The 12,802-nt window shown below is 37.4% G+C and carries 15 protein-coding genes; 7 read left to right on the plus strand and 8 right to left on the minus strand.

Annotated elements, in window-relative coordinates:
* Nucleotides 1–123: 123 nt before the first annotated feature.
* The 4 genes from B9T24_RS12650 to B9T24_RS16930 all read right to left on the minus strand — a co-directional run bounded on the left by B9T24_RS12650 (nt 124) and on the right by B9T24_RS16930 (nt 2,520).
* Entirely contained in the window at nt 124–858 is a 735-nt protein-coding gene (locus B9T24_RS12650) for a hypothetical protein (protein WP_086166097.1), read from the minus strand.
* Between the two features lie 179 nt (nt 859–1,037).
* The gene (locus tag B9T24_RS12655; protein WP_086166098.1) at nt 1,038–1,901 is read right to left on the minus strand and encodes a DUF6502 family protein; all 864 of its coding nucleotides are present in this window, start codon (nt 1,899–1,901) and stop codon (nt 1,038–1,040) included.
* 88 nt (nt 1,902–1,989) lie between these two features.
* Entirely contained in the window at nt 1,990–2,163 is a 174-nt protein-coding gene (locus B9T24_RS17140; RefSeq protein ID WP_228145717.1) for a transposase, read from the minus strand.
* A gap of 144 nt (nt 2,164–2,307) precedes the next feature.
* On the minus strand, nt 2,308–2,520 hold the full coding sequence (locus tag B9T24_RS16930) for a hypothetical protein (RefSeq protein WP_171264896.1): 213 nt from the start codon (nt 2,518–2,520) through the stop codon (nt 2,308–2,310).
* A gap of 299 nt (nt 2,521–2,819) precedes the next feature.
* On the opposite strand from B9T24_RS16930, the gene B9T24_RS12665 reads away from it, so the two are divergent.
* Nucleotides 2,820–3,260 carry a winged helix-turn-helix transcriptional regulator gene (locus tag B9T24_RS12665; protein ID WP_086166099.1) on the plus strand — a complete coding sequence of 147 codons (441 nt, stop codon included), beginning with the start codon at nt 2,820–2,822 and terminating at the stop codon, nt 3,258–3,260.
* A gap of 173 nt (nt 3,261–3,433) precedes the next feature.
* Here the strand turns inward: B9T24_RS12665 and B9T24_RS12670 are convergent, their stop codons facing one another.
* The 3 genes from B9T24_RS12670 to B9T24_RS12680 are packed head-to-tail and all read right to left on the minus strand — an operon-like array spanning nt 3,434 to nt 5,790.
* Nucleotides 3,434–3,820: a helicase gene (locus B9T24_RS12670; protein WP_086166100.1), complete on the minus strand. Its 387-nt coding sequence runs from the start codon at nt 3,818–3,820 to the stop codon at nt 3,434–3,436.
* A gap of 51 nt (nt 3,821–3,871) precedes the next feature.
* A complete protein-coding gene (locus B9T24_RS12675; RefSeq protein ID WP_086166101.1) occupies nt 3,872–4,735 on the minus strand; it encodes an alpha/beta fold hydrolase in 864 nt (287 codons plus the stop codon).
* A 41-nt stretch (nt 4,736–4,776) separates the two neighbouring features.
* Nucleotides 4,777–5,790, minus strand: a complete 1,014-nt coding sequence (locus B9T24_RS12680; RefSeq protein WP_086166102.1) for an alpha/beta fold hydrolase — start codon at nt 5,788–5,790, stop codon at nt 4,777–4,779.
* Nucleotides 5,791–6,027: 237 nt separating this feature from the next.
* On the opposite strand from B9T24_RS12680, the gene B9T24_RS12685 reads away from it, so the two are divergent.
* From B9T24_RS12685 to B9T24_RS12700, 4 genes are all read left to right on the plus strand, one after another.
* The gene (locus B9T24_RS12685; protein ID WP_086166103.1) at nt 6,028–6,831 is read left to right on the plus strand and encodes an oxidoreductase; all 804 of its coding nucleotides are present in this window, start codon (nt 6,028–6,030) and stop codon (nt 6,829–6,831) included.
* 49 nt (nt 6,832–6,880) lie between these two features.
* A complete protein-coding gene (locus tag B9T24_RS12690) occupies nt 6,881–7,879 on the plus strand; it encodes an NADP-dependent oxidoreductase (RefSeq protein WP_086166104.1) in 999 nt (332 codons plus the stop codon).
* Nucleotides 7,880–7,893: 14 nt separating this feature from the next.
* Nucleotides 7,894–8,901, plus strand: a complete 1,008-nt coding sequence (locus B9T24_RS12695; RefSeq protein WP_086166105.1) for an aldo/keto reductase — start codon at nt 7,894–7,896, stop codon at nt 8,899–8,901.
* 62 nt (nt 8,902–8,963) lie between these two features.
* Nucleotides 8,964–9,425: a PaaI family thioesterase gene (locus B9T24_RS12700; protein ID WP_228145718.1), complete on the plus strand. Its 462-nt coding sequence runs from the start codon at nt 8,964–8,966 to the stop codon at nt 9,423–9,425.
* A gap of 241 nt (nt 9,426–9,666) precedes the next feature.
* Here the strand turns inward: B9T24_RS12700 and B9T24_RS12705 are convergent, their stop codons facing one another.
* On the minus strand, nt 9,667–10,959 hold the full coding sequence (locus B9T24_RS12705) for a dicarboxylate/amino acid:cation symporter (RefSeq protein ID WP_086166106.1): 1,293 nt from the start codon (nt 10,957–10,959) through the stop codon (nt 9,667–9,669).
* A 301-nt stretch (nt 10,960–11,260) separates the two neighbouring features.
* On the opposite strand from B9T24_RS12705, the gene B9T24_RS12710 reads away from it, so the two are divergent.
* Both B9T24_RS12710 and B9T24_RS12715 read left to right on the plus strand, forming a co-directional pair.
* Complete coding sequence (locus tag B9T24_RS12710) at nt 11,261–12,328, plus strand: asparaginase (RefSeq protein WP_086166107.1); 1,068 nt, start codon at nt 11,261–11,263, stop codon at nt 12,326–12,328.
* Nucleotides 12,329–12,630: 302 nt separating this feature from the next.
* The coding region (locus tag B9T24_RS12715; protein WP_086166108.1) for a transposase at nt 12,631–12,802 on the plus strand (172 nt) is incomplete at its 3' end.

Raw genomic sequence — 12,802 nt, forward strand, 5'->3', positions numbered from 1 at the left:
ACAAAATATTTCATACTCCGTTTAAAAAACTTATTCCTTCGTGACCTGCCATATTTTTTTTAATTTCAGGCAAAAAAAAAGACCCCTTAAAGAGGTCTTCAAAATCAATTTTCTAAAAATTTATTAAGGTAATATTGAATCACAAGGTGAAGGATTACTCATACCTGGAAAAATAATTACAGGTGCCTCACCCATCATGCCATTACTCTTCCTTTCGTCAACATTCATATCAAATGATAAAGAAGGGCATTGATTAATTTCAACATTATCAACACCCGTATATCGAGTATTGTAATTTAACGTCCAAGTCGAAATTTTTTGCGGCAAACTGAATTCATAACGGAAAATTCTACATTCCCCAGCGGCATAAAGATGAACACTTTCATTATCTGAACAATTGAAATTTGCACCTTGACCAACCACCACATTTCCATCTTGATCTAACAATTTTATTGGCGCTGTACATGCAGGAAGATGCTCTAAAATTGGTTTATCTGTTAGATTACGGACAATAATTTTTACAGCCGCATTATTTGGTTTTATCGTAGAAGTTGCAGCAAAAATAACATCAGTACCTTCAGGAATGAGTTTTCCTGTATTTGTATTTTCAAACTGAATCGTACGACTCACCCCTGCACAATCTGGATCTGTTGGGAATTCTTGTAACTTAATCATTGAATTGCTCAAATAAAATTCCCAACCATTTGGATCTTCAACACCATCCTTCGGACCACTATCAGGAATTCCTAGACCTGTACCAGACCCCCCTAGACTGACGCCACCAACTGTAAAATTTTCCCCACATCCAGTTAAAAACAATATGCAAAAAATAAAAGCATAGGCACGGTTATCAAACATTGATCTCACCTGAATGGGGATACTTACTAGTAGAAGTAAAGAAATAAGATTAAATTAAGAAATGTTCATTTTCGACATTTTATCAAATAATCTTTTTATGGGAAATAATATTGTTATTATTCTTAGGTTAAGCATCTTTTTCATCAAGACCCAATAATCGTGCAACCCTCATAAAGTATTTATTTATTTTCCTGTATATCATGCTGAAATACCCCTAATCTAAAATTAAATACCGCATCTTTACGACCTTCGTCCTGTTTGCAGTATTCCAGCGCTTCAGCCAAAACCTGTTTTGACATTTCATTCCATAATTTCATGCTGGTCTTTTTCAATTGTTCTACCGATGCAGAGGTTAACTCATTGGCAAAAAGCGCTTGCTCTAAAAATTTATTATCTTTTTCAATAATATTATGAATTCCCGCTGCTAAATGGCTCACAATATGCGCAGTGAATAACTGTTTAATTTCATCCATTTCAGGTGAAGGTGTAAAACTGTTGGTTTGTAATATGACATTTTCACCATCTTCTACAATGACACCAATACGTTTTAATTCCAGTAAAATTGAACGGGGATGCTTTTCTGTGGATATTTGTTTAACTAAATATTCAAAACTGTTTTCTTCTCCCGAAATCGGCAGAATATTGCTTAAATCTTGATGTATCCATAAAGCAACAACACGCGCAGGGACACTGCTTGATAAAACATCCATATAAGTAGCAGGAATAATCTGATGATCACCACCATTTTCTACACGTAAAGCGCTTACATCACGTCTGTTTAATCCTGACAGCAAACTTACCGATGAATCTGTTTTTTTCTGATTTAAATACTCAAGTTCCTTAATTGCTTCATTATAAAACAATGAACGCAAAGCAGCAGAAAACTCCACATAGCCAATGCCAGATTTTACCATCCAGCGCACAAGTTCGTTCATAACCTGAAGTGTGGACTCCAAAGTCGATTCGGCATTCTGTGACAAATGCGTATATGTAGATAGCGTAGGCTGATCTAAACTTGAACTATGAATTAAAATCTTTTTCATATGCTGTTATATATTTAAAATAAATAAAGACCTATTAATTACTGATCATAACAAACCAGCTTGATGTAAAAAAATATTTTTGTTGGTTTTATTTTTTAGACAGTTCTATGTTGTAAATTCCAGCGATCAAATTGAATTTTAAACCAAGCCTTTTTTCTCTATTTCGGTATCGTTCTGCAAGTATTTTAAAGGTCTTGAGTACACCAAACACATGCTCTACGCCTATTCTTCTTTTATTGATTTCACGGTTATATTTTTTCAAAATTGGATCTAATTTACACCCTTTTTTGCCTTAAGCCGAATTAAACTGTTTGCGTAAATATCATAGATTCCTTGGTAACCTTTATCTGCCAAGACAAAGGCATCTTTAGGAATTAAGTGTAGATTTCTTTTGAAGAGTTCAAAGTCATGCATGCTCCTTTAACTTCGCCGCTAACTCTTGATCAGCCTCTGTAGCCGTTGGTGTAGCCACTGTTTTAAACAATTCACTGAGTAATTTTCCAATTACATGGTAATCCCCCCTAAAAATAATAGGATTTAAAAGTCGAATTTTTTCTAATACAATCTCAATATCTTCAATAAACCTATATCCTTCTACTCTAACTTTTTCGATACGCACTATTATCCCCTAATTAATTATTGTAAGTTTTGTCAATCTCTTAAAAAACTTTGTCTAAGAATATTACTTAATGGTTAAAGTATTATTTTTTCCAGAAAATAAAAAATACAACTTAACTACAACTCCCAAAGTTATCCAAAGAAGTTGTAATTAAATTATCATTCTTTTCTGTCCGTTTTAATTGGGGGGTTAATACAGATAGTTTTATTGCTTGCTTCAATTCACCTCTAAATAATAGTTTAGAATATCAAAATATGATACTATCAATTTAGTAGTTACTTTTAAATTTATTAATTCTTATGAGCAAAAATACCAGCCTTGAAATCTGTCCAATTGCAAGAAGCCTGTCCGTACTTGGTGATGCTTGGAGTATGCTAATTTTGCGTGATGCCCATGCTGGTTTTACACGTTTTGATCAATTTCGTAAAAGCTTAGGCATTGCTCCCACAATGCTAACTAAACGCTTATCTGTTTTAGTCGATGAAGGGTTACTTGAAAAAAGACAATATTCAGAACATCCTCCACGTGAAGAATATGTACTCACTCAAGCTGGTCAAGATTTTCTACCAGTTCTGTTTGTGATTGGAGCTTGGGGACGTAAGCATAAACCGTTTGAAAATCCTGAAAAAATGCCTATATTCCTTGATGCTGAGCAAGGGACTGAAATTAAACCTATCGTGATTGATCAAGTGACGGGAGCCGAAATTGGCACTCGAACTATTCACCAAAAAACTGAATAAAGCTAAAAAAGCACTCAATATGAGTGCTTTTTTATGCTGATAGGTTCAACGAGTGGCGCATGATTTTATTCGAGTACGCTGCGTCGCATAGCCAAACGATTTAGAATCACCACACCGTTCGGTAAAGTCAAAGGCTGATTCATTTTTAATTGCAAATGAGTCATGCGCTTCGCTCACACAGTTGAAGGTGATTTAGAATGAGATTGAATAAAGTCCACTAAACTTTGAAACCACATTACATCAACAAAGTTTCCAGTAATCACAAGATCTTCTGTTCTAAGAGCAGTTAGAAACGTATTGACACTATCTTTAGCTGATAACACTGCAAAACCCTTACTACCTGTTTTAAAGATAAAGGTAAAACTTGGGGATTGGGTTCGTCCAGCATGAGACTTTATCTTGCCGTTTTTGACTTCAAAATAACGCCCTTCACCACTTGCCGTTTGAATTTGAAATGTGACATTTTTATCTTTCACGTAAGCAGCACATTTTGGATTATTTTTCACAGCTCGTTGTAATAGCTTCGTCAGCATCCACAGTAATAATTTAAATTTCATTATTTTAGCTCTCAGTTCATCAATATATAAAGATACTTAGGAAATTCTGATCGATTACTCATCTAAAAACTGTATTGCATGCTTAACGAAACGTTCTGGATATTGGAACTGTGCGCCATGTCCAGCATCGGGATAAATAAACAGCTGTGCATTTGGAATATTCTGTGCCATCTGATAGGCATTGATGGTCGGAATCATCACATCATCCACACCATTGAGAATAAAAGTCGGCTGTTTAATCTCACGTAAATGTGCAAATGGATCTTGTTCATCAAGCTTTGATAAAAAATGCATATTGGCTTCAATCTGAGCCTGCATCACATCGACTGAACTCGCTTGATCCTGATCTTTACGCTGATGTCGACGTTGCCAAAACTCACGACCTGCTTGAATAGCAGCTTCAGATCGGCCAAAGAATAAAAACAGAAAGTCCTCTTCAGAAGGTACAGCACTGGTGGCATGCTTCAAGACTAAAACAGGTACATCTGGATCATCACCACGTGGCTTTCCACCTCGTGGTCCTGTACCCAAAAGCATTAATTTTCTGACCAACTCGGGATGACGGCGAACTAAATCCTGTGCCTGAAATCCACCCAATGAAAAACCGAGTAGATCCACTTGTTTTAAATTCAATGCACGAATCACCGCTGCTGCATCATCAGCCATATCTTCAATGCGAGTGCGTGGCTGACCAGTTGATGAAGCGACACCGCGACCATTGAATAAAATAACTTCTCGCCCAGCTGCTAATCCATCGGTAATGAATGGATCCCAATTATCCAAACCACCACGGAAATGTTGCAGAAAAAATAAAGGCGGTTGCCCAGTATTTGAGTTTCCCCATCTACGGTAAGCAAAGTTGGATCCATCTACTTTTATAAATTGTGTTTCAGCGGTTTGGTGTGTAATTGCGGTCATCTTGATTGTCCTAATTTTTAAATATCTGATTGGATCTAAATTTATTGAGCTAAAAACGTGAGGGATTGTTTTACAAAATCATCATGAAACTGAAATATTCCACCATGACCTGCATCTGGATAGATAATGAGTGCGCTATTCGGTAAACATTTTGCCAAATCATAAGTATTTACTGTTGGCACCATTCGGTCATGATCACCGTTCGCTACTAATACGGGTTGTTGAATGATAGAAAGATCAGCTGGTTTCTTATTTCCCCATTTTTTTAATGCTTTAAGCTGGGCACGATATGCAGAAATCGTGATTTCTTTATCGCGATTTTCAGTTCGTTCATTAATTCGTTGCACAAATGCTGTTGCAGCAGCTTTGCCATTGTCTGTACGAGTAAAAAATAAATAAACTTTAGGATCTTGACGAGTCGCCATACCACGGACTAAATCCCAATTTGAAATGCGTCCTACGGTACTAATGCCTGTACCACCCGCAGGGCCAGTTCCCGACAAAATCATTTTTCGAACTAGACTCGGCTGCTTCAAAGCAATCTCTTGTGAAATCATGCCGCCCATCGAGAAGCCAAATAAATCAACTTGCTTAAAGCCTTTTGCTTGAATGAAAGCAATCGCGTCGTCTGCCATTTGCTCAATCGACTGGGCGGGTTCACCAGTAGAAGCACCGACACCACGATTATCAAACACCACCACATGATGTTTAGCCGAAATTCCATCAATAATTCGTGGGTCCCAATTATCTAGAACAGCCGCTAAATGATTTAAGAAAATGACAGGTGTTCCACCGTTCTGTTGACCATATTCTCGGTAAGCGAAGTTAACGTCACCTGCACGAATAAATTGAGTCGGTACATTCTTCCAATTCGTATCTTGTTGAGCGTTTTGCCCTGCTTGCGAATTGCTAACAGCACTTGATAACACTTTATGTGCCTGAATTGATGGTTCACTAAAAGAAACCAATGGCACAACCTCAGCCTGAGTTAGAGGAGCATTAAAAATAGATATCGCCGTCAAACTCATAGCAACTGTATTTAATAAAAATTTCATTCGTTTTGTTACTCATATTCTATTCATTTAACTGATTTAACTGTTTTTTATGAGCAATCTATTGAGATTAACAGCACATATTTACAGTCAGTACTTATTTAATACGTACTATACTCGCCAAAAAACACCCTGTCACTATCTTTTTAGTAGTAACTATTTTATTTTTAGATTATGATAATAAAAACGAGGAGGAACTGTTCAAGCAGTGACCCCATATTATTAGATAAGGAACATGGTATGACTGCTAAAGTCGTTCTGATTACAGGTGCATCTTCTGGTATAGGTTTAGCAACCGCAGAGCTTTTACAGGAAGCAGGTTTTATTGTTTATGGTACGAGTCGATGTGCAAATACAGCATCGAAATATAAGTTTCATTTGATTGAATTAGATGTAAATCAAGAAGATTCTGTTTCTCAAGCCATCGAAAAAGTGATAGCAAATGAAGGACATATTGATGTACTGATCAATAACGCAGGATTTGCCATTGCACCTGCTGGTGCTGAAGAAAGTTCGATGCAACAAGCTCAAGCTATTTTTGATACCAATTTTTTTGGTGCTGTCCGAATGATCCGTGCGGTACTTCCTGTGATGCGTGAACAGAAATCTGGACTTATTCTAAATATCAGTTCAATTTTAGGGCTTTTACCAACACCGTTTGGGGCGCTTTATTCTGCTTCAAAACATGCACTTGAGGGTTATTCAGAGTCTTTAGATCACGAGTTAAGGTCTCAAGGCATTCGCGTTTCATTGATTGAACCGGCTTACACCAAAACCTCATTAGGAATAAACTTACTTGAAGCAGATGCAAAAGTTTCAGCGTATGACCACATTCGTGAGAAGCTACATCAACAAATGATAAAATCAATTAATAAGTCAGATGATCCAAGTGTTGTTGCTAAGACCATTTTAACAGTCATCAATAGTCAAAACATATTACCCCGCTATACCTCAGGCAAGGCAGCAAGACACTTAAAAGCCCTTCGATGCTTTGCTCCTGTAAAAGTCTTTGACACCTTAATTCAACGCAGCTTGAAAGTTTAATGATACTTATAAAACGTTAAAACAAAATTCAAAAAATAGAGGTCCTAATATGAAAGCAGCCTACATTAACCGTTACGGCAATATCAATGATGTACAACTGGGCGAACAATCCACGCCAGTTTTAACAGAAAATGATGTACTCATTAAAGTTCATGCAGCAAGTGTTAACCCACTCGACTTAAGAGTTTTGGAAGGTGAATTTAAAGCAATTCTGCCCGTTCAATTTCCTTTTATTTTAGGCAATGATTTTGCAGGTACAGTGGTTCAAGTTGGAGCAAATGTTACTCAGTTCAAAATTGGTGATGAAGTGTATGCCAAGACAGATAACAATAGTGCTTTTGCCGAATATACGGTCATTCAAGAGTCTTCACTGGCGCTTAAACCGCAAAATATTTCTATGGAACTTGCGGCTTCTCTGCCTCTTGTTTCGTTGACTGCATGGCAAGCCTTGGTCGAAATTGCGAAAGTTAAAGCAGGTCAAAAAGTACTGATTTATGCTGGTTCTGGTGGTGTCGGGTCAATTGCGATTCAGCTTGCCAAACATTTAGGCGCAACTGTTGCAACCACGACAAGTGAGAAAAATATTCCTTGGGTCAAAGCATTAGGTGCAGACATTGTTATTGACTACAAAACTATGGATTTTGAGCAAGAACTTAAAGACTATGACGTAGTTTTAGATACACAAGGTGGAAAAACTTTAGAAAAGTCACTAAATGTTCTTAAACGTGGTGGTCGTATTATTAGTATTTCTGGTCCACCTGACCGTGCTTTTGCCGAGGCAATCAAAGCCAACTGGTTATTGAAATATATTATTCCGCTTTTAAGTTGGTCAATTCGCAATAAAGCCAAAAAAAGAGGTATCACCTACGCATTTTTGTTTATGCAGCCAAATGGTCAACAGTTATCTGAAATTTCGAAATTAGTCGAGTCTGGGAAAATAAATCCAGTCGTCGATAAGACTTATGAATTTAGTGAGATTAAAGATGCTTTCCAATATGTAAATACTGGACGAGCAAAAGGTAAAATCGTCTTAAAGGTTTCTGAATAAGATCGGAGATAAATATGAATTATCAATTGTTTGGTCAAACAGGTTTAAAGGTTTCACAAATTGCTTTAGGTACTGGCAACTTCGGCACAGGCTGGGGTTATGGTGCCTCACCTGAAGAAGCTAAATTAATACTGGATAAATATCTGAATGCAGGTGGCAATTTCATAGATACAGCCGATGTCTATCAATTTGGACAATCTGAGCAAATTCTGGGTGACTTATTACAAAAAATTCGTGATGAGATTGTCTTAGCCACCAAATTTTCTGATGGTGCTTCACCTGATGCAAATCAATTAAATAAAGGAAATAGTCGCAAAGCTATGCTCTATTCGGTCGAGCAAAGTTTACGCAGATTGAAAACGGATTATATCGATCTGTACTGGGTACACCACCCTGATGATGTTACTCCTAGTGAAGAAATTCTAAGAGGACTAGAAGATTTGTCACGCGCGGGAAAAATTCTCTATGCAGGACTATCCAACTTTCCAGCATGGCGGCTATCTCGCGCAGCAACTATTGCGGAACTGAAAAATACAGTCCCAATTGCAGCGGCACAATTTCAGCATAGTTTGGTCTATCGTGAACCTGAAGCAGATTTAATTCCCGCTTCTCAAGCACTAGGATTAGGGATGGTGACATGGTCACCTTTAGGTGGTGGGATGCTCACAGGTAAATATCGTCAGGGTGAAAAAGGACGTGAAGCGGGTTTTGGCGGTAAGGTTTTTCAGCAAGAAAACTCGATTCAACGTACAGCAATTTTAGATGCAGTGCTTTTAATTGCTGGTGAATTAAATGTATCTGCTGATCAGGTGGCGATTGCTTGGGCAGGTACACATGGAACCATTCCTATTATCGGACCAAAATCTTTACAGCAAGCAGAAAGTAATTTACATGCCATCGATGTTGTATTGTCACCTGATCAAATCCAACTGTTAGATTCTGTTAGTCGAATTACAACTCCAGATCAAAACCGAATACCCATATTAAGCAGTGGTGTAAAGCATCAAATCATTATTGCTTAGATCACAAATAGTTAACATTCTCAGACAAACTCAAATTTAAGTGATTAAAAATAGTCTTAAACATGGAAATAACGGATGTTATCAAGCAATGGGAAGAGACTGAACAAGAAATTCGTCTGCGCTTAGGTACACCTGATGCTGTACATTTAGCTGAGTTGACAAAACGCTCAGGATTAGAGGTTTTTGAGGCTATTTTTTCTGGTGAGCTACCCTCACCTCCAATCGGAGAAACGCTCGACTATATTCCTGTGCATATGGAGTATGGCATTGCAGTCTTTCAAGGCCAACCTCAACGCAAACATTACAATCCATTAGGGAGTGTACATGGGGGCTGGTTTTGTACTTTACTTGATTCTGCTGTTGCTTGCGCTATTCATACCACACTCCCTGCGGGGAAGGCTTATACCACTCTCGAACTCAAAGTGAATATGGTACGGGCACTGACAGATGCAACACCTCTTGTACGAGCAGAAGGAAAATCGTCCATGTCGGATGCCAAACAGCGACTGCTAAAGGACGAATAGTAGGCCCTGATGGAAAGTTATATGCGTATGCGAAACCACATGCCTTATTTTCGATGCTCCTGTACAGAGGTCATAACGAATTTTAAAAACGCTTATTTTTTGGTTCATCCTCATTATTACATTAAAACTATCGTTTTATAATTAGCATAAAGAACTTTGCAACGGTCTGATTTTAATCGTCTCAACTAAAAAAACACCACTTTATGTGGTGTTTTTTTATCTAACTGGGAGAGTTTAATGTTTAGATAGAATTATTCTGTTCAGTTGGAGTAAGCGGTTGAACCAAAACGATCTCGCTTTCCTCTGCTTTATGACCTTCAGTTTTAGCAATGACAGCCGTTGCAACACTATTACCAATAATATTCGTTGCTGTACGTCCCATGTCTAAGAAGTGATCTACTGCAAGAATCAGCAAAATACCCGCTTCTGGAAGTTTAAACATCGCTAATGTTGCAGCAATCACCACCAACGATGCACGAGAAACGCCTGCAATACCCTTACTCGTGATCATCAGTGTAAGCAACATCACGATTTGTTGTGAGATACTTAAATCAATGTTATAGGCTTGAGCAATAAATAACACTGCAAAAGACATGTAAATCATTGAACCATCGAGGTTAAATGAGTAGCCTAATGGCAGTACAAAGCTGATAATACGCTTTGGTACACCAAATTTTTCCAATGCTACCATTAATTTTGGATAAGCAGATTCACTACTTGCTGTTGCAAAACCTAATACCGCAGGTTCACGAACGGTCTTAAGCAAACGGAATACATCTTTTTTCAGGAAGATATAGCCAACGCTAATAATCACAGCCCAGAGAATGAAAAGACTGGCATAAAATTCGCCTATAAAAACACTATAGTCGATAATGATTTGTGGCCCTTTTAAGGTTATTGCAGAAGCGATTGCCGAGAAAACAGCAATAGGAGAAAACATCATAACGTAATCAGTAATACGGAACATGACACGGCACAATTCATCAATAATTTTCGCAATGACCGTACCTTCATCTTGTTGATGATGCACATAGGCTAAGGCTGAACCAAAGAAAATAGAGAATATTAGAATCTGTAAGATTTCGTTATTCGCCATCGCCTCGGCGAAGCTTTTTGGAAAAATATGCGTAATAAAGGCTTGTATATTTAAACTGGTTGCACTGATACCTACATCAACAGGTGCTGTAGGAATTGGAAGATTCATTCCTGCACCAGGTTGTAATAAGTTTGCCATGCCCATGCCTAAAAGCAAAGAGATGAGAGATGCACCAATAAACCAGCTCATGGCTTTAAGCGTAATCGAGCCCAATGATGATGATTTACCCATTGAGATTAGCCCTGAAACAATTGTTGCAAAGACCAATGGGGCAATAATCATTTTAATTAATCTTAAGAATATATCTGTAAGAATTTTAAAATATGATGCGATATTTTCAGCTTGAGTAGTACTCAAATTACTATGAAAAAGCCAACCAATTAGTATTCCAGAAACCATAGCAACTAGAATAAATTTTAATAGTTTTTTCTGATCCATAAAAACTTCCTTTTAATACCCTAAAATCGATAAAAACATCTTATTGTTTTATAAAATGTTTTGATTTTGTTTCATCCAAGCCAAATATCCATTTAACTTAGGGGTGTTGGCAGAATCTATCGAAAATTGATCAGAATTAAAAATGCAAAAATCTATTTCTCTATGCAAAATTTGCATGGAGATTATTAAGAAAATATACAAAATGCCAATGACAGTATTCATTAAAGGAACTTAAATATTGTCAATGTTTGCACAAATCAAACATTGTTGTTAATGGAATTTAAGAACTAGGATCTGGTTAATGATAAGTAAAACTCTCCAATCATGCGGTTTGGCACTCACCCTTTTGGCATCATCCATGTCACTTTACGCAAAAAATAATGTCGTAGTGGTTGCTACCGGCGGAACGATTGCAGGTGCAGGTGCAAGTTCAACCAATAGTGCAACTTATAGCGCGGCTAAAGTTCCAGTTGATGCACTGATCAAAGCGGTACCACAAGTAAATGATCTGGCGAATGTGACAGGAATACAGGCACTGCAAGTTGCATCTGAAAATATTACTGATAAAGAATTGTTATCTTTAGCGCGTCAAGTCAATGATTTAGTAAAGAAACCGTCTGTGAATGGTGTAGTCATTACCCATGGTACGGATACCATGGAAGAAACAGCTTTTTTCCTAAATTTAGTGGTACATACTGATAAACCGATTGTACTGGTTGGCTCTATGCGACCTTCGACTGCAATGTCGGCAGATGGTCCATTAAACCTATATAGCGCTGTTGCTTTGGCTTCTTCGGATGAAGCTAAAAACAAAGGTGTAATGGTCTTAATGAATGATTCGATTTTTGCCGCACGAGATGTGACCAAAGGCATTAATATTCATACCAATGCTTTTGTGAGCCAATGGGGAGCTTTGGGTACTTTAGTTGAAGGTAAGCCGTATTGGTTCAGAAGTTCAGTGAAAAAGCATACCAATAATTCCGAGTTTTATATTGAGAAAATTCAGGGTGATGCGTTACCTAGCGTTCAAATTGTCTATGGTTCAGATTCTATGATCCCTGATGCATACCAAGCATTTGCCAAAGCTGGTGTAAAAGCGATTATTCATGCAGGAACTGGCAATGGTTCTATGGCGAATTATCTGGTGCCAGAAGTAAGAAAACTGCACGATGAGCAAGGTATTCAAATTGTCCGTTCATCACGTGTAGCACAAGGTTTTATCATTCGGAATGCCGAACAGCCTGATGATAAATATGGTTGGATTGCTGCACATGATTTAAACCCACAAAAAGCCCGAATTTTGGCTGCTTTAGCACTAACCAAAACCAATGATGCTAAGCAAATTCAGGACATGTTCTGGAAATATTAAGCGTTGAAACAGATCTATTAGCGTTGAAAAAAGACCGATTCTAGTGATTACACTAGAATCGGTCTTTTTATTTAAATAAAAACTAGCGAGCTTGTAAATTGTTTGTGTAAGTTCCATTTTTTATAGTAGGTAAGCGCATAAATAAAGATGGAAAACTAAAACCTCTAAACAAAAAAATGCAGTAAGAGAGAATCTTACTGCATTTTTTACTACTTTATAACTGCTCATTGACGTGGTGATGTGTGCTGAAAAAAACGTAGGCTTTAACTTGGTAAACTATAGATACTCATTAGGAGTTTACCATGAGCAAAAAGCAAAAAAATTATACAGCTGAATTTAAGGCTGAAGCGATCAAAACTATTGAGTCCAATAATGGTAATGTCTCAGAAACAGCAAGACAACTTGGCATTTCAATGCAAACCCTTTCAAATTGGTACAATAAAGCCAAAGCAGGAACATTGGTGGGTACAAAAC

The sequence above is a fragment of the Acinetobacter sp. ANC 4654 genome (genome assembly GCF_002135425.1).
In the GTDB taxonomy this organism is placed as follows: domain Bacteria; phylum Pseudomonadota; class Gammaproteobacteria; order Pseudomonadales; family Moraxellaceae; genus Acinetobacter; species Acinetobacter kyonggiensis.